Origin of the sequence: Natronoarchaeum philippinense (assembly GCF_900215575.1) — an archaeon.
In the GTDB taxonomy this organism is placed as follows: Archaea; Halobacteriota; Halobacteria; order Halobacteriales; family Natronoarchaeaceae; genus Natronoarchaeum; species Natronoarchaeum philippinense.
This window is the reverse complement of sequence record NZ_OBEJ01000003.1, coordinates 21,035-43,058: the sequence shown is the minus strand read 5'-3', so window position 1 is coordinate 43,058 and position 22,024 is coordinate 21,035. Positions and strand designations below refer to the sequence as shown.

The 22,024-nt window shown below is 65.1% G+C and carries 22 protein-coding genes and 2 tRNA genes; 12 read left to right on the top strand and 12 right to left on the bottom strand.

Annotation, left to right across the window (positions count from 1 at the left end):
* The first annotated feature begins 1 nt into the window (after position 1).
* Both CRO01_RS11100 and CRO01_RS11095 read left to right on the top strand, forming a co-directional pair.
* Positions 2-394: a DUF2073 domain-containing protein gene (locus CRO01_RS11100; protein ID WP_097009229.1), complete on the top strand. Its 393-nt coding sequence runs from the start codon at positions 2-4 to the stop codon at positions 392-394.
* A complete protein-coding gene (locus CRO01_RS11095) occupies positions 394-1,320 on the top strand; it encodes an OapC/ArvC family zinc-ribbon domain-containing protein (RefSeq protein ID WP_097009228.1) in 927 nt (308 codons plus the stop codon). Before CRO01_RS11100 ends, CRO01_RS11095 begins: the two co-directional genes overlap by 1 nt.
* Before the next feature lie 303 nt (positions 1,321-1,623).
* Here CRO01_RS11095 and CRO01_RS11090 read toward each other — a convergent pair whose 3' ends face one another.
* The 4 genes from CRO01_RS11090 to CRO01_RS11075 form a co-directional block, all read right to left on the bottom strand.
* Positions 1,624-3,774 (bottom strand): (Fe-S)-binding protein, encoded by a 2,151-nt coding sequence (locus CRO01_RS11090; protein WP_097009227.1) that lies wholly within the window; start codon positions 3,772-3,774, stop codon positions 1,624-1,626.
* Positions 3,775-4,015: 241 nt separating this feature from the next.
* Positions 4,016-4,720, bottom strand: a complete 705-nt coding sequence (locus CRO01_RS11085; protein ID WP_097009226.1) for an energy-coupling factor transporter transmembrane component T family protein — start codon at positions 4,718-4,720, stop codon at positions 4,016-4,018.
* 2 nt (positions 4,721-4,722) lie between these two features.
* A complete protein-coding gene (locus CRO01_RS11080; protein WP_097009225.1) occupies positions 4,723-5,454 on the bottom strand; it encodes an energy-coupling factor ABC transporter ATP-binding protein in 732 nt (243 codons plus the stop codon).
* Positions 5,451-6,059 (bottom strand): biotin transporter BioY, encoded by a 609-nt coding sequence (locus CRO01_RS11075; protein WP_097009224.1) that lies wholly within the window; start codon positions 6,057-6,059, stop codon positions 5,451-5,453. The genes CRO01_RS11080 and CRO01_RS11075 overlap by 4 nt, the downstream gene beginning before the upstream one ends.
* 124 nt (positions 6,060-6,183) lie before the next feature.
* On the opposite strand from CRO01_RS11075, the gene CRO01_RS11070 reads away from it, so the two are divergent.
* Both CRO01_RS11070 and CRO01_RS11065 read left to right on the top strand, forming a co-directional pair.
* On the top strand, positions 6,184-6,786 hold the full coding sequence (locus CRO01_RS11070; protein WP_097009223.1) for a conditioned medium-induced protein 4: 603 nt from the start codon (positions 6,184-6,186) through the stop codon (positions 6,784-6,786).
* A 42-nt stretch (positions 6,787-6,828) separates the two neighbouring features.
* Positions 6,829-7,494 (top strand): CRISPR-associated protein Cas4, encoded by a 666-nt coding sequence (locus CRO01_RS11065; RefSeq protein WP_097009222.1) that lies wholly within the window; start codon positions 6,829-6,831, stop codon positions 7,492-7,494.
* Between the two features lie 33 nt (positions 7,495-7,527).
* Here CRO01_RS11065 and CRO01_RS11060 read toward each other — a convergent pair whose 3' ends face one another.
* The 7 genes from CRO01_RS11060 to CRO01_RS11030 form a co-directional block, all read right to left on the bottom strand.
* The gene (locus CRO01_RS11060) at positions 7,528-8,115 is read right to left on the bottom strand and encodes an L-threonylcarbamoyladenylate synthase (RefSeq protein WP_097009221.1); all 588 of its coding nucleotides are present in this window, start codon (positions 8,113-8,115) and stop codon (positions 7,528-7,530) included.
* A 63-nt stretch (positions 8,116-8,178) separates the two neighbouring features.
* On the bottom strand, positions 8,179-9,510 hold the full coding sequence (locus tag CRO01_RS11055; protein WP_097009220.1) for a glutamate-5-semialdehyde dehydrogenase: 1,332 nt from the start codon (positions 9,508-9,510) through the stop codon (positions 8,179-8,181).
* Positions 9,503-10,348 carry a glutamate 5-kinase gene (proB, locus tag CRO01_RS11050; protein ID WP_097009649.1) on the bottom strand — a complete coding sequence of 282 codons (846 nt, stop codon included), beginning with the start codon at positions 10,346-10,348 and terminating at the stop codon, positions 9,503-9,505. Before proB ends, CRO01_RS11055 begins: the two co-directional genes overlap by 8 nt.
* Complete coding sequence (gene proC, locus CRO01_RS11045; protein WP_097009219.1) at positions 10,341-11,117, bottom strand: pyrroline-5-carboxylate reductase; 777 nt, start codon at positions 11,115-11,117, stop codon at positions 10,341-10,343. The genes proB and proC overlap by 8 nt, the downstream gene beginning before the upstream one ends.
* A gap of 185 nt (positions 11,118-11,302) precedes the next feature.
* Entirely contained in the window at positions 11,303-12,193 is an 891-nt protein-coding gene (locus CRO01_RS11040; protein WP_245838540.1) for a hypothetical protein, read from the bottom strand.
* Between the two features lie 421 nt (positions 12,194-12,614).
* Positions 12,615-12,685: transfer RNA gene (locus CRO01_RS11035), tRNA-Gly, on the bottom strand.
* A 127-nt stretch (positions 12,686-12,812) separates the two neighbouring features.
* The gene (locus CRO01_RS11030) at positions 12,813-13,016 is read right to left on the bottom strand and encodes a hypothetical protein (protein WP_097009217.1); all 204 of its coding nucleotides are present in this window, start codon (positions 13,014-13,016) and stop codon (positions 12,813-12,815) included.
* A 148-nt stretch (positions 13,017-13,164) separates the two neighbouring features.
* Between CRO01_RS11030 and CRO01_RS11025 the strand changes: the two genes are divergently transcribed.
* Entirely contained in the window at positions 13,165-13,959 is a 795-nt protein-coding gene (locus tag CRO01_RS11025) for an NAD+ synthase (protein ID WP_097009216.1), read from the top strand.
* Position 13,960: 1 nt separating this feature from the next.
* On the opposite strand, the gene CRO01_RS11020 is transcribed toward CRO01_RS11025, so the two are convergent.
* On the bottom strand, positions 13,961-14,647 hold the full coding sequence (locus CRO01_RS11020) for a hypothetical protein (protein WP_097009215.1): 687 nt from the start codon (positions 14,645-14,647) through the stop codon (positions 13,961-13,963).
* Between the two features lie 162 nt (positions 14,648-14,809).
* On the opposite strand from CRO01_RS11020, the gene CRO01_RS11015 reads away from it, so the two are divergent.
* The 7 genes from CRO01_RS11015 (at position 14,810) to CRO01_RS10985 (ending at position 21,999) form a co-directional block, all read left to right on the top strand.
* Complete coding sequence (locus CRO01_RS11015; protein WP_218839185.1) at positions 14,810-15,511, top strand: DUF7114 family protein; 702 nt, start codon at positions 14,810-14,812, stop codon at positions 15,509-15,511.
* Between the two features lie 76 nt (positions 15,512-15,587).
* Positions 15,588-15,659: transfer RNA gene (locus CRO01_RS11010), tRNA-Thr, on the top strand.
* A gap of 301 nt (positions 15,660-15,960) precedes the next feature.
* Complete coding sequence (locus CRO01_RS11005) at positions 15,961-16,278, top strand: DUF7552 domain-containing protein (protein WP_097009214.1); 318 nt, start codon at positions 15,961-15,963, stop codon at positions 16,276-16,278.
* A gap of 123 nt (positions 16,279-16,401) precedes the next feature.
* The gene (locus tag CRO01_RS11000) at positions 16,402-20,412 is read left to right on the top strand and encodes an LAGLIDADG family homing endonuclease (protein ID WP_097009213.1); all 4,011 of its coding nucleotides are present in this window, start codon (positions 16,402-16,404) and stop codon (positions 20,410-20,412) included.
* A 1-nt stretch (position 20,413) separates the two neighbouring features.
* Positions 20,414-20,695 carry a DUF7854 family protein gene (locus CRO01_RS10995; protein WP_097009212.1) on the top strand — a complete coding sequence of 94 codons (282 nt, stop codon included), beginning with the start codon at positions 20,414-20,416 and terminating at the stop codon, positions 20,693-20,695.
* Positions 20,696-20,740: 45 nt separating this feature from the next.
* Positions 20,741-21,085 (top strand): DUF7855 family protein, encoded by a 345-nt coding sequence (locus CRO01_RS10990; RefSeq protein ID WP_097009211.1) that lies wholly within the window; start codon positions 20,741-20,743, stop codon positions 21,083-21,085.
* Between the two features lie 2 nt (positions 21,086-21,087).
* On the top strand, positions 21,088-21,999 hold the full coding sequence (locus CRO01_RS10985) for a DUF7856 family protein (RefSeq protein ID WP_097009210.1): 912 nt from the start codon (positions 21,088-21,090) through the stop codon (positions 21,997-21,999).
* Positions 22,000-22,024: the final 25 nt, after the last annotated feature.

Genomic DNA, 22,024 nt, shown 5'->3' with positions numbered 1-22,024 from the left:
CATGCCGGAAGTGAAAGAACCCGCCGACGGGGTCCAGATCGACCTGATCAGCGGTGAACGGATGGACGGGATGGCGAGCATGGAGAAGATCCGGATGATCCTCGACAGCGTCCGTGACAGCAACATCGTCATCCTCGAACAGGGGCTCTCGCCCGACGAGGAGTCGAAGCTGATCGAGGTGACGATGACCGAGATCACTCCCGCCGATCCCGATGACTTCAACGGGATCGAGATCGAGACCTACCCTCGTTCTGAGACCGACAGTACTGGACTGTTCGGCCGTCTGATGGGCAAGGAAGACACCTCAAAACTGACCGTGATCGGCCCGGCCAACCAGATCGAGACGCTCCACAAGGACGAAACGCTCATCAGCGCGCTCGTCTCCCGCCAGTAATGCCCCACCAGTGTACGAACTGCGGCCGGACGTTCCCCGACGGCTCCAAGGAGATGCTGTCGGGCTGTCCGGACTGTGGTGGCACCAAGTTCCAGTTCGAGCCCTCCGGTGGTGGGGGCGGGGCCGGAGGAGCTGACAAGTCAACTCCGTCGGCTTCCTCGACAGCGGCGTCAAGCGGAGCCGACGACACAACCAGCGCCAGCGAAACCGCCAGCACAGACGAGACTAGTACCGTCTCGCAGGCGAAACAGACCGTCAGCGACTGGGTCGGTCGCGGCAGCCAGACCGAGGCCGACGACGCCGCGGCGTCGACCGCCGACGGAGACCGATCTCAGAGCACGCAAACCGACGGGTCGCGGTCGAACATCGAATCGACGGGGAACTGGCCGTCCGTCGGCAGCCGCGACCCCAGCGACGATCCGACTCGATCGGGAGACCACCCGTCTCGGCCGACCGATACCTCGGGATCCCCGGTCGATCGCGCGTCTTCAGCGACCGGTGCCTCATCTTCTCCGGTTGACTCCGACCCCGCGACCACAGACGACGCCGAGCTGTCGCCGGAAACTTCCGGAGAGGACACCGCACAGGCCAGCGCTCGATCGGATGTCGTCGATCCGAACGACCTCCCGAGCGACGCCACAGGCGGTGCCGGTAGATCCGACCAGCAGCGCAACGCCGACCACGGCTCGGCGCCGCCGGACGACGCCGACGGCACGGTCGTCGGGACGCCGAACGACGAACAGCCCGACCTCGAAGCGCTGCGCAAGGAACTCAACGAGCAGTTCGAGAGCATCAAGATCGTCCGCCCGGGCGAGTACGAGCTCAACCTGATGGAGCTGTACGACCGCGACGAGTACATCATCTCGCTGATGGAGGACGGCCGCTACGCCATCGAAGTCCCCGACGCGTGGCGCGGCGGTGAGTAAACACTGCCACAGGTGGGAGTGAACGCCGCCACAGGTGGGGTGTAAACGCTGCCCCCAGACGAACTCCCAACTTCGCTGGCGGTTGGAGCGCGCTTTTCGTCGACACTCGATCGAGAGCCCGAGCGTTGCTGGGAGAGATCCGTCTAGGGTACTGCTCCGGCCCGTTCGAACAGTGCTGATACGTAGCCGTTCGAAGCTATCTGTATAACTACGAAGCCGTTCGTGGCTGCACGGCCGCCGAACCCCTCCGTTTCGGGTGGAACAGGATAAATTATAAACGTATTCTGATAGGTGTGGGGGCGCTCAGTCCGTACCCAGTTCGTCGGGATCGTCCCCCGTGACGGCCTCGACGAGCAGTTCGGCCACGTCGACGATTTCGAGCTCGTCTTCGTAGCCGCCGGTCTTGCGGCCGTCTTCGTACATCGTCATGCACATCGGGCAGGCGACGACGAACTTCTCGACCGACTCGCCGGCGTCGGTATCCTCCAGCGCCTCCCGGAGCCGCTCTTCGCTGGGCTTGGGCTCTTCGTCGAACTCCATCCAGAGGCCGCCGCCACCGCCGCCACAGCAGAACGAATCGGCGCGGTTGCGCGGCATCTCGTGGAGCTCACAGCCCGTCGCCCGGATCAGTTCGCGCGGGGCCTCGTACTCGTCGTTGTACCGGCCGAGGTGGCAGGGGTCGTGGTAGGTGACGGTGTAGTCGAGTTCGGTCCCTGAGAGCCCCAGCCGGCCCGCCTCGACGAGTTCCTCGACGACCTGCGTCCAGTGGAACACCTCGATCTCGCCGTCGGTGTTCCAGTGTTCGTCGTAGTCGAACGGCATCATCGGGTCGTCCGCGAACTCCTCGAAGTCGAGTTCGGGGTACTCGTTTTCGATCGTGTTGTACGAGTGGGGGTCGGTACAGACGATTTTCTCGAACTCGCAGTCCTCGAAGGTCTCGACGTGGTGGCCGGCGAGTTCGAGGTAGAGGAACTCCTCGCCGATCCGGCGCACGTCGTTGCCGTCGTACTTCTCGTCGTCGAACAGGATGCCCCACTCCACGTCGGCGGCCTCGAACAGTTTGGCGAGCGACCGGGCGACCTTCTTGTTGCGCTCGTCGAAGCTCGGGTAGTCGCCGACGTACCAGAGGTACTCGACTTCCTCCTCGCGGGCGTCGGTCGGTTCGATCTCCAGCGGGTCGGCCCAGTCCGCGCGATTGCGTTGGGGATCGCCGAACGTGTTGCCCTTCTGCATCACGTTCTGGAACACGTCTTGGACGTTCGAGTCCACGTCGCCCTGATCGGTCAGTTGGCGATTCATCCGGGTGAAGGAGTTGAGGTGCTCGATCTCAACGGGGCAGGCGTCCATGCAGGCCATACAGGCCATGCAGGACTCCATCGTCTCGCTGTCGATGACGCTGGCACCCCCATCAGCAACGATCGGTTTCTCCTCGCCGCCGTCGTCGAGCGACTCGCGGTAGGATTTCAGGTCCAGAATCACGTCGCGCGGGTCGAGCGGTCGGTCCGACGCGTTCGCCGGACAGACCGACGAGCATCGGCCACATTTCGTGCAGGCGTCCTGATCGAGCAGTTCCTTCCACGTGAAATCATCCAGCGACTCGGCGTTCGTGGCGTCGAGATCGGCGGGAACGCCCGGCAGCCGGGAGCCAGCGTTCTCGTCGCGCGTCACGACGTTGGCGAACGACGAGAGCATGTGGAACGGCTTGGCGTACGGCACCGCAGCGACAAACGCCAGCGCGTGGAGTCCGTGGAGCCACCACACGGCGGGGTAGATCGCTTGCGCGCCCGAAGCGGACAGCCCGCCGGCGTCGAACCCGAGTGCGAGGAAGTAGCCGACGAAGCTGATCGACTCGTGGTCAGGAAAGCCCCGACCGACGATGCCGACGCCTTCGAGCAGGTAGCCGCCGACGCCGAGCACGAACAGCGTCCAGACGAACAGATCGTCCTCTAAACTGGTGTGTTTCCCCCAGAGCCGATCCGAGCGCTTCCAGTAGCGCTTGTAGATGGCCATCCCGACGCCGACGACAAAGAGCAGTCCCATCGCGTCGAGCACGAACGAGTACGCCAGATAGAACTCGCCGGTCCAGAACGACTCGCCGGTCAGCGGCCGGTAGAAGTCCATGTCGATGCCGAGAATCGTCGTGCCGATCAGCAGGGTGAGAAAGCCCCACATGATGAAGGCGTGCATCACGCCCGCGGTCAGATCTCGGTTGAACTGATACTGGTTCGACCCGACGATTTTGACCGCCTCGAACAGGCGTCCCGGCAGATCCGCCAGCCGGTCGCGTCGGTCGTCGTCGCCGCGTGCGTACCGGGCGAATCGCTCGTAGACGCCGTTGAGGAAGATCAAGATCGCCACCGCGGCGAGCATGTAGAAGATGGCCTTACCGACGTAGCTGATCTCGAAGAACGTCGGTCGGGTCACCTCTCCGCTCGCCTGTGCGAGGAGTGTCACGAACTATCACGCCTGTGTATCATGTATTATCACGCGGGTAGGGTCGAGTTAAATCTTGCTCCGAACTCCTCGCTCGACCCCCGTCACGTCTTGCGCGAATCTACAACCAGTTTCCCGTTGTCACGCGTGATTCGGTGTCGGCGTCGCGGCGTCGACGGCGGTTACTCCAGACAGCGCGCCGACGCCGGTCCCGCCCCGGCGTCGCGGCGCCTGCGGCGTCGCCGCCGATCGAATCCCATCCTCACACCAGCGCCGAGAGCACCAAGCCAACCGAGAGCGCCAGCACCGGTAGATCACGACGGCCAAAAGAGAGCGTCGGCAGCGTCGGGTTCCACGCGAAACACCGGGCCTGCAGCGCCAGCGCGAGCCGATCGGCACGCCGGAACGTCCGGGCGACGCCGCGGACGCCGATGCGTCGCGCGCGTTGGACGAACGACCCTCGATCTCCGCCCCGCGCCGCGATGGCGTCCCGGATCGAGCGCAGGTCGGCGCGCAACACCGGCAGAAAGCGAAACACGAGGCTGACGCCGACGCCAAGGGTGACGCCCAGCCGGCCGGGGACGAGCCACTGGATCGCCGTCCGCGAGTCGCGGGCCGGCGTCGACGCGACGTAGGCCGCGCTGACGAGCAACACCAGCACGACGCGATAGCTCCCCAGCGCCGAGGCCGCGGCGTTAGAGAGATCGAACCACGGCGGCCCGAGCGTCGCGGCGGCGATCACCGGCGCGGCGGCCAGCAAGAGGAGCACGAACCGGAACGCCGAGAGCGCCCGGACCGGTCCGATGCCGGCACTCACCGGCGCCAGCGCTGCGAGCGCCGTCAGCACCGCCAGCGCCGCGGGACTCTCGTGTGCGAACACAGCGATGGCAAAGCAAAACTGGACGGCGAGTTTCGTTCGCGGATCCAGCCGGTGGGCCAGCGTGTCGCCGGGTTCGTAGGTTAGCATCGTCAGTCAGTACGCGCGCGTTCGCTCTCTCCAAGTGCTGGAACGCGAACGCCGAGCCCGTCGAGCGCGGAGCGGGCTTCGTCGGCAGGCACGTCGGCGGCGACGCGCCCGTCGGCCAGCGCGACGACCCGATCTGCGAGTTCCAGCACGTCACGCAGGTCGTGCGTGACGACGACAATTCCTGTTCCGTCATCGCTGAGCGCGGCCAGTCGGTCCAGCACCGACGTTCGAGCGGGCTCGTCCAGCCCGGTAAAAGGCTCGTCGAGCACCAAGTGGTCGGGCTCCATCGCCAGCGCGCCGGCGATGGCGACCCGCTCTCGCTCGCCGCCCGAGAGGCGGTCGATGCGCTCCTCGCGCCGACCGACCAGCCCGACGGCGTCGAGGGCGTCGCCGACGCGGCGGTCGATCTCGGCTTCCGCGAGCCCGAGGTTTCGCGGTCCGAACGCGATGTCTTCCCCCACCGTCGCGGCGACGAACTGGTCGCGGGGTGTCTGAAACACCATCCCAACGCGCCGGCGCGCGCCGAGCAGATCGTCTGCGACCGGCGTGTCGTCGACAAGTACAGTTCCTTCGTCGGGCGTTTCCAACCCGTTGAACTGCCGGACGAGCGTCGTCTTCCCGCTGCCGTTGGCGCCGGCCAGCACGACGAACTCGCCGTCGTCGATCCGCAGCGACACGTCGTCGAGCACCGTCGTCTCGCCGTAGCGACAGACCAGCCCCCGCGTCTCGATCATCCTCGCTGCTCGGCGCCAGTCGGCGACCAGTCGGGGACGGCGCCGCTCTCGACGACGGCGATCACGGCAGCGATCTTGGCAGCCTCGGCGGGGAAGAATACGACGGCCCCGACCATGATGGCCTCGACCAGCGCCAGCTCGTTGATAACCAGCATCTGGGCGGTCCCGAACGCGTAGATCACGAGGGTCCCGGCCGCGAGCGCGGCGACGAGCCGAGCGTCGCTGGTCTCCTGTGGCGATCCGATTCCCAGTCCTCCGTAGGCGAGCCAGCCCATCAACACGACTGCGATTGGGTACGACCAGAGATAGCCGCCCGTCACGCCCAGCAGCGTGCCGAAGCCGGCGCCGCCGCCGGCGAAGATCGGCGCGCCGAGGCTGCCGGCGAGCACGTACAGCACCGCCGAGAGCCCGCCCCACTTCGCGCCGAGAAACACGCCCATGAGAAAGATGCCAAGAACTTGTAGCGTCACCGGCGCTGGGGAAAGCGGATACGGCACCGAAAGGTAGGCGAGCGCCCCGGCCAACGCGGCGAACAGCGCCGCACCGCTCAGTCCGACGACGTACTCTTCGTCCACGAGATCGACAGTTCCATCTGCCTGCTGCATACTCGTCGGTGCAACGTCAACTAGTATGAACTCTGCGGTTTACGAGCCGGTCGGCAGCGCCACGTCCTGCCAGCCCGTCGTGAACAAGCTTTTTTACTCTCTCCTGTCGATACCTGTCGTACCGATGGACGAGAAGACCGAGGAACTCCGGGACATCTTCATCGACGTGACGGACGAAGACACCGTCACCGAGTCCCAGGAGGACACCCGGGGGTCGCTCGCTGGCGCGGGCGACGGGAACGTCTCAGAGCGGATCGAGGGGGTGATCGAGAGCATGCGCGAGCGCTACGAGTTCGAGACCGAGCTCTCGACCGAGCGGCTCTGTGAACTCGTCGAGCGCTTCTACGAGGGGGACGGTGACGCCGAAATCGCGCGTGCGCTCGACGAGTCACGGATGACGGTCGTCCGCGCTCGGCTCGATTTGCACCTCGTCCGCGACCGGGATCTGGAAGCCCCGTTCGACGTGGGGGAGTTCCGCCGCGCGCTCGCGGACGACGCCTCGACGGCCGACCTCGCCGAGACGTTCGACGTCAGCGAGTCGACCGTCCGACGCTATCGGCGCGTCGTCGAGGCCGAAAACGAGTCCCGACAGGCAAACGACCGCTACCGCGACGAGTTCGACAGCATCCTCGCCGACGCCGACCTCTCCGAGCGCATCACCGAGGACGTTCAGCAGGACGGCCTCGACGACGCCACCGAGGGGATGGAGACCGACGTTTCCTTCTGACCGACAACAGATTCAAACGCCATCGCGCGGCGACGCCATGGCGTGTCCCATCACGCTTTCAGTGATCTCCGACTCGCGGCGTACTGTCCCCGAAAACTCTACTACGCCCGCCGCGACGACGACCGGACGCCGCCGCCCGAGATCGAGCGGCGCCGCGACCTCGCCGTCCGCTACGACGACCTGCTCGACGCCGACGACGCCGCGCTCGATACCGAACCGATCGCGGTCGCTCCCGAGCAGTTTCGCGAGAATCTGGAGCGCACTCGACGCCGCCTCGACGACTGGGATGGCCTCTGCGATCCTGCCGAGCGCGACGTGCTCCTGACCGGTCGGGAGTGTCGCGGCGTCGCCCACAAACTCCTCGCGGATCCTCCGCGTCCGTCGATCGTTTCCGCCGGTAGCCCGCCCGAACAGGGCGTCTGGGCGCCCCAGTCGGTCCACGCCGTCGCCGCCGCGAAGGCGCTGGCCTGGGAGCGCGAACGGCCGGTCGAGCGCGCCTACGTCGAGTACCCGACCCACGGCGTCGTGCGGCCGGTCGATCTCACGGTGCGCCGGAAAGCCGCCTATCGACAGACGATTCGCACCCTCGAATCGATCGACGGCCCGCCCGCACGCCTGCGCGACGACGCCAAGTGCGACTCTTGTGAGTACGCCGACGACTGTGGCGTCCGGACGCGCTCGCTGCGCTCGATGCTGGGGTTCGGGTAGGATCGGGATCGTCCCGACGACCGCGAGGCGGCGTCAGTGCTCGGCCAGCCACGCCTCGATCTCGTCGGCCATCGCCCCCCGCCGGTGGATCGTCCCGGCGCTCACGTCGACGACGGTGCTCTCGGTGCCCGCGGTCTCACCGCCGTCGAGCACGACCGCGGCGGCCTCGCGGATCTCCTCGTCGAGATCGGCCGCGTCCAGCACGCTCGCCCGGCCGCTCACGTTCGCGCTCGTCGCGGTGATCGGCGTCGGCGCGACCTCGTCGAGCAACTCCAGGGCAAGGTCGTGATCCGGCACGCGCACGCCGACGCGGTCTTTCCCGGCTGTGAGAACGTCTGGTACCGAGGAGCGGCGCTGGCAGACGACCGTCACCGGACCGGGGAGAAACTCGTCCATGAATTCCCGCTCGCGGTCGGTCGGCTCGACGTACTCGGCGGCGGTCTCGACATCCGGTACGCCAAGCGACATCGGGTTCGACCGGTCTCGACCTTTCGCCGCGAACGCTCGTTCGACGGCGTCGGCGTCGACGGCGTCGGCGGCCAGTCCGTAGACGGTCTCGGTCGGATAGACGACAAGCTCGCCCGATCGGATCGCAGCGGCGGCGTCCTCGATGTCAGTCATTGGCGAGTAGTGGAACGCTGGACGGCAAAAACGTGGCGTCACGCAGCGCGGAAGCGGTGGTGGCTATCGGTCCGACAGCGACCCCGGCGTCCACGAGCCGTCGAAGTCCTCGTGGACGAACGGCTTCGCGTCGGTGCCGGCGTACGTGCCGACGAGCTGGCCGTCGCCTTCGAGGTAGTACTGGTAGGTGGTGAGCCCTTCGAGGCCGACGGGACCGCGCGCGTGGATCTTCCCGGTGCTGATCCCGACTTCGGCGCCGAGGCCGTAGCGGTAGCCGTCGGCGAATCGGGTCGAGGCGTTGTGGAACACGCTCGCCGAGTCGAGGCTCCGCATGAACCGAGCCGCGCGATCCGAGTCGTCGGTCACGATCGAATCGGTGTGTTTCGAGCCGTACGTCGTGATGTGGCTGGTCGCCTCGCCGAGCGATTCGACGATCTTGACGGCGACGACGAGGTCGCCGTACTCGGTCTCCCAGTCGGCCTCGCTGGCTTCTTCCATCGACACGATCGCTCTCGACGCCTCGTCGCCGCGCATCTCGACGCCGGCGTCCTCGTAGCGCTCGGCGATCATGGGCAGGAACTCCTCGGCGACGCTCTCGTGGACCAGCAGCGTCTCGACGGCGTTGCACACCGCGGGGTACTGGACCTTCGCGTCGTAGGCGATCTCGGTCGCCATCGAGAGGTCGGCGTCCTCGTCGACGTAGACGTGACAGACGCCCTCGGTGTGCCCGAGGACGGGGATGCTCGTGTTGTCCTGAATGTAGCTCACGAACTCCGAGCTACCGCGCGGCATGACGAGGTCGATAGAGTCGTCCATGCCGAGGACGGTGTCCACGTCGGCGCGGGCCTCGATGAGCTGTGCCCAGCCGTCGGGCACGTCGGCCGTCGCCTCCTCGATCAGTTCGAAGAGCACTCGGTTGGAGTGGCTCGCCTCGCTGCCGCCTTTGAGGATCACCGCGTTCCCCGAGCGCAGACACAGCGACGCGATCTGGACGAGCGCGTCGGGTCTGGACTCGAAGATCGTTCCGACGACGCCGATCGGAACGGTGTTTTTGTACAGCTCTAGGTCCTCGTCGAGCTCTCGGGCGGTCTGGGTTTTCCCGAGCGGGTCCTCCTGCGCGGCGACGCTCCGGACCATGTCCGTGATGCTCTCTAGCTTCGAGGGAGAGAGCTTGAGCCGGTCGACGAGCGCCTGTGTGTACTCGCCTGCTTCGAGGAGCTCTTCGGCCTCCTCGACGTCTTTCTCGTTTGCCGCGAGGATCTCCTCGTGGTTCGCGTCGATCGCGTCCGCGATCGAGTGCAGGGCGTCCGCTCGCGCGTCGTCGGACAGCCCCGCGATCTCCAGCGCGGCGGTCTGTGCCTCCTCCACCTTGGTTTCGGTCGTTTTCTCAGTCATCGTCGTTTATGGGAACGAATAGCGTCCCGACCTCCTTCTGGGCACTGATCTTGTCTAGCACGTCGTCCTCGGTCGACTTGGCGATGACGGCCGGGATGCCGTGCTCGCTCGCCGAGCGTGCGCCGGACACTTTGGTCTGGATGCCACCGAACTCGTCCGACGAGCTGTCCGAGACCAACTCCTGTACCGCGCCGTAGTTGCTGCCGACGGCTTCGATGCGCTCGGCCGACGCGTCGTGTTTCGGATTTCCGGTGTACACGCCGCCCACGTCGGTGAGCGTGACCAGCAGGTCCGCGTCGATGCCGATCGCAACCGACGACGAGATCATGTCGTTGTCGCCGATGCGAAGCTCCTCGGTCGCAACGGCGTCGTTCTCGTTGAGGATCGGGACGATGCCCCATTCGAACAGCGCCTCGACGGTGTTCGTGAAGTTGGTGAACCGGTCCGGATCGTCGAGGTCGTTTTCGGTCAGCAGGATCTGGGCGACGGTCTGGTCGAACCGATCGAAGCTCTCGGTGTACCGGTGCATGAGCTGGGACTGGCCGACCGTCGACAGCGCTTGGGACTGCTCGACCGTCTCGTCCGCCAGATCGAGCAGGCCCTTGCCCGCCCCGACCGCGCCGGAGGACACGAGCAATACCTTCTTTCCCTGCCGGCGGAGGTCCATCACGTCCTCGACGAGCTTGTCGACCTTCTCGTCGTCGAGGTTCGACTCGTCGTCTGTCAGCGAGTTCGTCCCCGCCTTGACGACGACCAGCTCTGCATCCGCCGCCAGCCGTCTGGCGTCGTCGACGGCGTCGAGTTCCTCGGGATCGGTCAGCTGGGGCGTCTCACTCATCGTCACCCTCTCCCGCCAGCTCCTCGGACCGCCGTTCAGCGGCGAAGACTGCCTCCGCGACCGCCTCGTCGGCGGTGCTCTCTCGAAGCACTTTCATCCCTTCGATGGTGGTGCCCTTCGGGGAACAGACATCGTCGATGAGCTGGTCGATTGACTCCTCGGACTGGATCACCGTCTCGGCGGCGCCCTTGAACGTCTGTGCGGCGAGAACTTTCGCCTCGTCGGGGTTCAGACCGCTCTCGACGCCTGCGTCCATCATCGCTTTGATGAGATAGAAGACGAACGCGGGGCCGCTCCCGTTGACCGCGGTCGAGGTGTGCATCTGCGCCTCGTCGATTTCGACGAACACGCCGGCGTCGTCGAGCAACTCGGCGACCTCGTCGGTGATCTCGTCGCCGGCGACGGCCGCCGCCATGTCCCCCGTCGCGGCGGCGAGGTTCGGCATCACGCGAACGACCGTGGCGTCCGTCCGGGGCTCGAGCGCGTCCGTCGAAACGCCCGCGGCGATCGAGACGAGCGTCTGCTCGGCCGAGAGGTCGAGATCGTCGACGATCCCCGCGGTGAGATCGGGCTTGACGACGACGAACACGACCGTCGCCTCGGCCGCCTCGGCGAGATCCGTCGTGGTCGTTTCGCAGTACGGTTCGACCTCGTCGAGCACTTCCTCGTCGACATCACAGGCCGTGATCGTGTGATTGCCGGTCCTCGAAAGCCCTCGAATGAGGGCACTCCCCATATTTCCGCAGCCGATGACGCTGACGTGTACCATTCTACCCGACTATGGCCGTGTGAGACACAAAGCGGCTATGATTTTGCCGCCGGCTATTCACGGCTGTCAGCGAGAGTCTGTCGGGAGGTCTCTCTGGAATCACGCGAAATGCGAGCGGTTTTGCACTCTCTCCGGTTAGCACGGGGCGCCTACGTATCCATCGTGTGGCCCCTCAATCGACTATCTTAGACGACCGCCAGTCCGTCCATCAACACAAAGCCCAGTCCGAGTGCGCAGACCGCGGCGATGCGGTGGAGTCCGACGTACCACGGTCGTGGGGTGACGCCTTCGCTCCCGCTGAATCCGATGAGTTCGAACGACTTCGAGATCGAGATAAACGTATACGCTCCCAGCAAGCCGGCAACGCCGGCGACAAACAGCAGGAATCCGATTCCGGACGAGACGGTGATCCACCCATCATTCGTCAGGACAACTGACCCGGTTGTCGTGACGAGTGCGATTGCACCGACCAGCACCGCCGTCGTCCGTTCGGACTCGAAGAAAGCGCGTGCCCCTCCGTAGACGATGGCGGCACTCCAGAGCCCCGAGAGGAGCACCAGAGCCAGCCAGAGTGGGCCCTCGGGGAACAACGCGTTGACGGCAGCGGTCTGGACGCCGTCGATCGACGATGGGTACGTCCACTCACTCAGTGCACGCTCTACGGCAACTGGTCGGAACAGATACCGAACGACTCCCGGCACGGCGGCGAGGGCGGCAATTCGAACTCCATCGCTAAATGTGTCGAGTACGTCGCTGTCGCTCTTGCCTACGTTCCCGGAAACGAGCACGAAAAGCGCCGCGAGCAGGAGAATCCACGCGAGTGGGGCAACCACTGCGTTCACGATGACCAAGTTGAGGGCATCACTCGCAGCGGGCTGCAGCGGCTCTTGCAGCGTCCTCGGGGCATCACAGCTGCCGTAGGTGTCGAACGATGAGTCCTCACAGACCCAGTCCGGTGGCCGCTCAGGATTCTCAACGGCAACGGTACCGCTGACTTCGCCGGCGATCGCATCGCCGGTATAGGCAACCGACATCCCGTTGAACACACACAGCAGGACGATGATGCCGACGGCCACACGGGTCCTCGGGGCCCACCGATCGAACGCCTTGTGTGGCCGAAACAGAGCGCGAAGATATCGTTTCGTTGCCATGATTGTTCTCTCCTGTCCAAATGTATATATTTCGTGGTTATCACACTGCAGGCTATTTCATCCGAGACAAGGGCAGTGATAGATCGTCTATGATTGATTCGGCATTCGTCCGAGACAATCATACGCCGACCGGGAGCTCACCGAGCGCAGCGAGGTGAACATCGGCCGGCAAACGACCGCAGGGAGTGCGCCGGCCGGGACCGAGTGAACGCTGTGCGTTCACGAGGGTCGGAGCGGCGGTGCCGCTCCGGGAATTGAACTCGATGGCAAACGCTCGCAGTCGCTCGCGTTTGCGTAGTTCAATTCCCGGTTGGCGATTTCACTGCTCACTATCGTTCGCAGGAAATGCGCCGGCCGGGAATTGAACCCGGGCTATGAGCTTGGGAAGCTCATGTCCTACCACTAGACCACCGGCGCTCGTTCGCTTTGCTCACTCGCACCGAGGTACGCGGCTCCAAGGAACCGCTCACCACCGGCGCAGTGACGCGTGTGGAAACGCTTGATGACGCCCGCACTTGAACGTAGCGCTTCCGTCGGCGGATCGTCACTCTCGGAGCGGTCGCCAGTCGCCTACCTTCGGCATCGGCACGGCACCGGCGGCCAGCGCGCCGCCGACCGCGAGCGCGTACCAGCCAAGCGCTGCGGCGGCATTGGCGTCACCGAGCAGGACGCCGCCGACGCCACAGCCTACGCCACCGATCACGAGCACCGCCCACGCGGCGAGCGTCCGCTGATCGTCGGGGTCCATACCGCAACGGTTGGACTCGAAGCCCCTAAATCTCATCCCACGATCTCTCGTCTCCGTTTCGACGATCGCCCACGTTTCGGATCGAAATGAAGACGATATTTGCGCGAAACGGACAGCTATTAGCCGCTCGCGCACTAATTCTCCGACGATGGTGGACCTTCGATTCTCCGACGCCGAACTCGCCGCTCGGCGTGATCAGATCACGACGTTCATCGCCGAGCAGGCCGCGGCGGCCGGCGCCGACGGCGCGGTGCTGGGGCTCTCTGGCGGCATCGACAGCACGCTCGTCGCACACCTCGCCGTCGAGGCGCTGGGCGAGGACGGCCTCCACGGGCTTGTGATGCCCGGGGTCGTCAGCGACGACGAGAATATGAGCGACGCCGAGCGCGTCGCGCTCGATCTGGGCATCGAGTACGACGTGATCGAGATCGAGCCGATCGTCGACGCGTTCGTCGCCGCCTACCCCGAGAGTGCGGGCGACGAGACGGCCGTCGGTAACGCTCGTGCCCGGACGCGAGCAGTGCTCAACTACCTCGTCTCGAACCACGAGAACCGGCTGGTTCTCGGCACCGGGAACCGGAGCGAGGCGCTCGTGGGCTACTACACGAAGTACGGTGACGGCGCCGTCGACTGCCACCCGATCGGCAACCTCTACAAACAGCAGGTTCGCCAATTGGCTCGCGCGGTCGGCGTGCCCGACGATCTCGTCGAGAAGACGCCGACGGCGGGGCTGTGGAGCGAGCAGACCGACGAGGACGAACTCGGAATTCCCTACGACACGCTCGATCCGATCTTGGCGGTCCACGTCGACGGCGGCGTCCCGGCGTCCGCGACCGCCCGACTGGTCGACGCCGATGTCGAAACTATCGAATACGTCCGCGAGCTGTACGAGCAAAGCGCCCACAAGCGTGCGATGCCGCCCTCGCCCGACCCGGTCGAGTGAGTTAGGCGGCCGATTCGTTTTGCGCGACCACGTTGATCTTGTCGTCGGCTTCGAGCACGTACGTCTCGGGGTCGATCTCCTCGCCGTTCACTTCGTAGCGCACCGTCGTTCCGTCGACCGTGTCGTCGTACAGCGTCCCGTCGTAGTAGAACGTCTCGGGCGTGACGCCGAAGGCCGTCGTTTCGAGGGCGTACTCGACGGTCACTCCCTTTGCGTGGCCGTGCCAGCGCGTCTCGCGGGCCTCGAAGTGAAACGCCGGACTCGCACGGGGATGCTGGAAGGCGGGCTGGCTGAAGTCGATCGACGTGTTCCCGACGGTCACCTCGATCGGCCCGTGGTAATGGGCGCTCCCGATCTCGTAGGGCTGATAGACCTGATCGTCGCCTGCCGGTCCGAGATCGAAGCCGGGCGGGTTCGGCGCGGCGCCCTGCTGGCCGAGTTCGCCGCCGCCACTGCTGTCACCGCCGAGTGCTCCCGAAACGACGACGTAGGTCAACAGCCCCGAGACCCCCGCGACGACGAGGATGCCGGCGGCGTACAGCGCGAGGTCTCGGCCCTCTTCGTCGTCGCCGTCGCCGATCCGTCGGCGGTCGATCGCACCGAGCTCGTCGCGGTGCTCGGCTTCGAGGTGATCGAGGTACCCCGGCTCGTCGGCGAACGACGCCTCACAGTAGTCGCACTCGGGCATGCTACTGGCTGTGTGCTTGGGGGTCTCAAACCTATCGGCTCGTCCCGGTCTGTGCGCTGGCCCGTCTCTCGACTCGTCCCGATCTTCGGGACACGACGGCGTCGTCGGCGTCGCCGGGCGTTTCCAAAGGTCTTTGCCTATCCTTTCCCTAGCCCCGTCGTGATGGACGATGCCGCGAGGATACGGCGTGCAGCCGACGACGCCGTCGCCGACATCGAGCCGGCACATCTGCGTGAGCGACTCGACGACCTACTCGCCGGCGCCTCGATGGCGCCCGGGGCGCTCGCGCTGCTGAGCGCCCGCGCCGTCGACGAATCGGTCTCGACGGCGTCGGTCGCCGAGCGCGGCGCCGGCGTCCAACTCATCTACGAAGGACTCCGGCTCACCCGCCGGCTCGCCCGCGATGAGCCGTGGGCCGAGCGCGACCCCGACGAGCACACCGACCCAAACGTCGACGTTCTCGCCGCCGACGTGCTCGTCTCGCGGGGATTCTATCTCCTCGCGCGCACGGAGGCCGCCGATGCGGCGGTCGATGTCGTCCGGTCGTTCGGCCGCGATCAGACGCTCCGGCGCGACGCCACACCCGAGAACGCCCGATCGCTCGATCGCTCGCTGGAGACTTCGGTGCTCGAACTCGCGGTGACCGCTGGCACCACGGCCGTCGACGGCGTCTCTCCGACCGGCGACGCCGCCGCGGTCCGATCGCGGCTCACACACGTCGCAGCCGAACTCGGCCGCACGGCCGACGTTCCACTCCCGCCGGCCGCGGAGTTGCTGTCCGGCGACCTCGATGCAGTGCTCGGTTCGACGCCCGGTGAGGGGGCCGCTGTTGACGATCACGTTCGGTCCGCGATCGATCACTGACCGGACCACGTCATCGCCTGCCGCGGAGCGGACGAATCGAAATACATAAAATCGCATCCCGACAATCACCATACGCGCCTGGGTAGCTTAGCGGTAAAGCGCGTCCTTGGTAAGGACGAGACCCCGGATTCAAATTCCGGCCTAGGCTTCTTACGCGAACAACTTCGCTGAGTCTCATCTCTACGTACCACTCGTGATCGGTTTCTCGATAATTTTGTAGAGCCGTTTTCTGCTGTGGCATCCTTGGAGTCGACACATCCCATCTCCGACTGATCCGAACGGTGCCTCGGCGAAACTATTTTATTGTTTTAGGCGAACCTAAAACCATGCGATCGGAGCTATCGGGACCGACGCGCTGGACCGCACGCGAGGGGCGCTCACCCGTCCTCGACACCGACTGCCCGCCGATGACAGCCCGTCGATCGGGCGACCAGCACTGAGCACGTCCCATGTCCTGCTCGCTCCGCTCACTCCGCGCTCGCATCGAATCGCTGGCGACGAGCGGCGGTCGCTTCGGCGTCGCCTGTGCTCGGACCGGCGTCACGCCGGTGCCGATCGGCGGTCTCTGGTTCGAGAGCCGCGAGGAAGCCCGGCTAGCCGTCGACCTCGCCGCTGCGTACCGCGCCCGTCTCCGGCGCTACGACCCGACGCTCCAGCACCACGACCTCGTCGTCCACGAGTGTCCGCTGGCCGTCGACGCCGGCATCGACGCTCGGCCCGCTCCCGAAGCCGCCCGTGCGGGTCAGCCAGTCCCCGACGACGACTGAGTTGCCAGCGAGCGTTCGACCTCGAGAACCGACGCCTCGTCTCCCGAGTTGCTGACCTGTCGGCCCTCCAGTTTCACTACCCTTTGCCAAGGTTCTTAGGCGATGGTGCGTTACGAGAGAGCAATGGCGCGAGCGGAAAATACCGAACTCGTAGACTCCTTCGAGCAGTTCTATCGGAACTACTATCGGGAGGAGATCGGCCAGCTCGCGCAGAACTACCCCGGTGAGCAGCGCACGCTGGCCGTCGACTGGCAGGACCTCTATCGATACGACCCCGACCTAGCCGACGATTATCTCTCACAGCCCGAACAGCTCCAAGAGTACGCCGAGGAGGCGCTTCGGATCTACGACCTCCCCGTCGATGTGAGCCTCGGACGCGCGCACGTCCGCGTTCACAATCTCCCCGAAACGACTGAGATCAGGGAGATCCGATCCCGCCACGTCGGGCAGTTGCTCGCGGTGCAGGGCATCGTCCGCAAGGCGACCGACGTTCGCCCGAAGATCGAGGAAGCGGCCTTCGAGTGCCAGCGCTGTGGCACGCTCACCTACATTCCCCAGTCCTCCAGCGACTTTCAGGAACCCCACGAGTGTCAGGGCTGTGAACGGCAGGGCCCCTTTAATATCAACTTCGACCAGTCGGAGTTCGTCGACGCCCAGCGTCTGCGTGTTCAGGAGAGCCCCGAGGGACTCCGCGGCGGCGAGACGCCCCAGAGCGTCGATGTCACGATCGAGGACGACATCACCGGCGAGGTCACGCCCGGCGACCACGTCACCGTCACCGGCATCCTCCACCTCCAACAGCAAGGCAACGATCAGGACAAGTCCCCGATCTTCGACGTGTACATGGAGGGCGTCTCCGTCGAGATCGAAGACGAGGAGTTCGAAGACATGGAGATCTCCGAGGAGGACAAAGCCGAGATCGTCGAACTCTCGAACGATCCCGACATCTACCAGAAGATGATCGAGTCGATGGCGCCCTCGATCTACGGCTACGATCAGGAGAAACTCGCCATCATCCTGCAACTGTTCTCCGGCGTCACCAAGCATCTCCCGGACGGCTCACGGATCCGGGGTGACCTGCATATGCTGTTGATAGGGGATCCGGGTACGGGAAAGTCCCAACTGCTCCAGTACATTCGTGAACTTTCACCGCGATCCGTCTACACGTCCGGTAAAGGTAGTAGCTCGGCCGGTTTGACTGCAGCTGCGGTCCGCGACGACTTCGGCGACGGTCAGCAGTGGACGCTCGAAGCCGGCGCGCTCGTGCTCGCAGACAAGGGGGTTGCGGCAGTCGACGAACTCGACAAGATGCGGTGCGTGACTGGAGACACGCTCGTTCACACAGCCGACGGGATCGTCCGAATCGACGAACTCGCCGCGGAAGCTACGCAGCGGGGAGCGATCGAGGAACACGACAATGGCCGGACGATCCGGGATGTCGACCTCCGGGTCTGGACGCTCACCGAAAACGAACGGCTCGTCCAGCGGCCGGTCACGGCAATCCACGAGTACGATGCTCCTGAATCTCTTCACGAAGTCACGTTAGAGACCGGCGAATCGCTCACCGTGACGCCCGATCATCCGTTCATCGCTCTCGAAGAGGGCGACCGAACCGAGATACCGGCCGCAGATCTCGACAGCGGTGAGTGGGTGTACGTGCCCGATGGGATTCCGACAGCGGAGACAGATGGTGGTGTCACAACGTCCGGCCGGATTGACGGCGCTTCCCCCACAGACAGCGAACTGACGCCGTCACACGGCGCGGTGCTGGGATACCTCGCGGGCGACGGAAACATCTTCCACGACCGCGAAGAAGGCGTCTACGGAATCCGGTTCACCAACACGGAAGAGCAGTTGCTGTCGGACTTCGAGGATGCCTGTGAGACGGCGTTCGAAGCGACGCCGGTCCGTCATCCGAGCGAACAGCGTGATGGAGTCGGAAACGTACGGCTTCACGGGAAGGCACACCTCCAGGAGGTGCTCGATGCCGGTGCGAATCTCGAAATCTACGACGGTAAGTGTCTCCCCGAATCGGTCACACGAGCCGATCGAGAGACGAAAGCGGCGTTCGTTCGAGCACTCGCCGATTCTGAAGGGTCGGTCGAGGAGCGCTGTATCAAGATCCACTCCGCGAGTTACGATTTGCTTCTCGGGGTGAAGATGCTGCTCACGGAGTTCGGGGTTACCAGCCAGATTCAGCATCGCGAGAACGAGGACAAACGCGACCTCTACATTCTCGTGGTCACGGCTGACGATTCGCTTCGTCGATATAACCAACACATCGGGTTTACGCTCGACAGGAAACAGAACGCCCTCGATCAGGCCTGCGGTGTGACGACTGGGACTCGTACGATCGTCGATGTTGTACCGGACATTGGGTGCCAGCTGCAAGCAGCACGCGAAGCTCTTCGCCTGTACGTCTCGGAATGCGGTCTCAACGATGCGACATACTGTAATTTCGAGAACGGCGACGCGAACCTCTCGTTCGATTGCGGCGTCGAGATTATCGAGGCGTTTGAGGAGCGCAAGCGGACCGCGAAAGCTGATCTGGAAAAACTGGACGAGAGCTCGGGATGGGATCGGATACAGGCGCTCAAACAACGCTACCACGTCTCCCAGTCAGAACTCGCTGAGGGTACGCCCTACACCCAGCAACAAGTTTCGTACCATTGGGGTGAAAGCGAGGATCTCAGACGCACGGTCGTCCACAGGCTGCGAACGATACTGCTGCCGGTCGCCGGGGTCGACTTCTCTCGACTTCGGGACTTGGTTCGGGGTGATACCAAGTGGCGGCGGGTCGATTCCGTCGTAGAAGTCTCGCCGGAGGACGCAAACTCGCGTGCTCGCGTCTTATCGAACCAACTCGCCGACAGAGTCGGGACTGCCCCCGACGAAGCGATATCAACCGCTCGAGAACTGCTCGATTACGACCCCGTTCTAACGACGAACACGGATGTGGTCGAGGCGATCGATACGTTCAGCATATCACAGAACACGGTCGCCGAACGCGTCGGCGTCGATCAGGCTACAATCTCCCGGTGGGTGAACGACGAAGTCCCACACGATCACGAGCGACTCGCGAGTGCGTGTCGTGAAATCATCCGCGACCGACAAGCGGAGCTACGCGCGCTAATCGATGGCATCGAGCGGCGCCAGGAGACGAACGTCTACGATCTCACGGTCGAAGGAACGCACAACTTCGTCGCCAACGGGATGGTCGTTCACAACTCCGAGGACCGCTCCGCGATGCACGAAGCACTAGAACAGCAGTCCATTAGCATAAGTAAGGCTGGTATCAACGCCACCCTCAAATCACGCTGTTCCCTGCTCGGCGCGGCAAACCCCAAGTACGGCCGCTTCGACCAGTACGAGCCGATCGGCGAGCAGATCGACCTCGAACCCGCCCTCATTTCGCGGTTCGACCTGATCTTCACGGTCACCGACCAGCCCGACGAGGAAGAAGACGCCCAGCTCGCCGAACACATCATCCAGACCAACTTCGCGGGCGAGTTGAACACCCAGCGCACCGAGATGGCGACGCCGAACGTCACCCGCGAACAGGTCGACGCCCAGACCGAGGAGGTCGAGCCGACGATCGACGCCGAGTTGCTCCGAAAGTACGTCGCCCACGCAAAGAGCAACGTGTTCCCGACGATGACCGAGGATGCCCAAGAGGCGATCCAGCAGTTCTACGTCGACCTGCGCTCGAAAGGGACCGACGAGGACGCCCCGGTGCCGGTCACCGCCCGGAAGCTCGAAGCGCTCGTCCGGCTGGCCGAAGCCAGTGCGCGCGTCCGGCTCTCGGACACCGTCGAGGTCGAGGACGCAGAGCGGGTCATCGAAATCGTCCGATCGTGCCTGCAGGACATCGGCGTCGATCCGGAGACGGGGCAGTTCGACGCCGACGTGGTCGAGACGGGGCAGTCCAAGACCCAGCGCGACCGGATCAAGAACATCAAGCAGCTCATCGCCGACGTGGAGGAGGACTACGAGGACGGCGCGCCGGTCGAGGTCGTGATGGACCGGGTCGACGAGATCGGCATGGATCAGACGAAAGCCGAGCGCGAGATCGAGAAGCTCAAACAGAAAGGCGAGGTGTACGAGCCCAACCTCGATCACCTCCGGACCGCGTAGGATGGATCGGATCTCCGCGCTTCGGAACGTCGAGGACGCGCTGGCGGCGTTCGAGGACGGCGAGGCCGACCTCGACCGCACCGAACGACGCGTATTGGGCGTGCTCAGAACTTACGCCACCGAGTACGAGAGCGCGCCCGACGCCGCCTACCGGGTCGAAACCGCCGAGCGCGCCGACGCGCTGATCGTCGTCGCGGCGTCGCCCGACGACGCCCGCGAACGCGTCGCAGACCTGCTGGACGAACCGATCGAGCCGACCGCGATCGAGCGTCTCGACGACTAACTCTGTCCGATAATTTTATACAGAAAAGAGAGTAAAATTCCTGCAGTGATACTGGTCGTCACCTACTCCAGAGGCGCCCGGCAGACGCTCCGGAACGTCTGTCAGTCTCACGAGGACGCCGTCGTCAGGCGGTTCGGACGCGCCGTGCTGTTCGAGGCGTCCCAGTTGGGTGCGTTTCTCGCGCTTCGGCTCCGGGCCAAACACGGCGCCGACGTACAACTCGAACGGACGCGGCCGTTCAACGAGTTCGCCGCGGTTCCAGAGCCCGTCCGCGACGCCGCCGCGGCCTACGAGGACCGCGAGCACCCGAGCACGCCGTACGCGAAGTTCCGATCCGGAACCGACCATCCCGCCGTCGCCGCGATGCGAGACGGCGACCTCCGCGAGTAGCCGTGGCCCAGAGAGCGTTCCGGAGGCGGCGTCAGACTGCAGATCGAGACCGGATCGACCACGTTCCAGCCCTCGTTCACGTCGAAATCGGAGACACCCGCCGGTGTGGACAGTGGATCGATCTACGCGATCTTGGCGTCGACGCCGAGCACATTGCGGCGGCCATTCGGGACAGCAGTCCGGACAGCGCGTCCGGTGCCGACGCCGCGTCCGCGCCGGTCGTCCGCGGCCCGACGCCCGGACCGCTCTGGGAGTCTATCGGGACAGTGAGGCCCGAGACGACCATCGACCTGCGGTCGGCTCTCGTGACCAGCGCTAAACTGCATGGTCACGAGTCGCCCCACGCGTCCGAGCTCGTCACCGTCCGCGAGGAGCTCGCGGCGCTGTCGGTCGACGGCTGCGACGCAGCGGCGGCCAGACGCGCGGTCGCGGCTGCTGGCGATGCCGAGCGCGAACTCGACGAACGGGTGGCGACGCTGCGCGGTCGCCTGCAGGAGCGCCCCGAGAGCGATGAGATTGCCCAGTCGCTCGACGATGCTGTCCAAGAACTATCGGAGCGTCGGACCGAGCGCATCGCCGCCGAACAGCGACTGGAACGAAAACGCGAGCGAGCCCGCACGCTCCGAAATCGGCGGGGCCGGCGACTCCAATTACAGGACCGCGAGCGAAACCTCGAACGGGCTGTCAGGGCTGATCTCGTCGAGTCGATCTATCCCACCTTTCTCGACGCGCTGGGGGCAATTCCGGGCACGACTGCTGGCGTCTCCGATCCGACCAAGCAGGCCGGTGCCGACGCCGCGCTGGCGCTTGCCCGGCTCTCGCCAGACCCCTCACCCGTCGTCCTCGGCGTCGATCGGTTCCCGTCGCCAGCGACCGCCGCTCGATGGCTCGGCCGGCCGGTCCTGAGAGTTTAAGTCCGATCGGGCGGCCAGCGGGCCC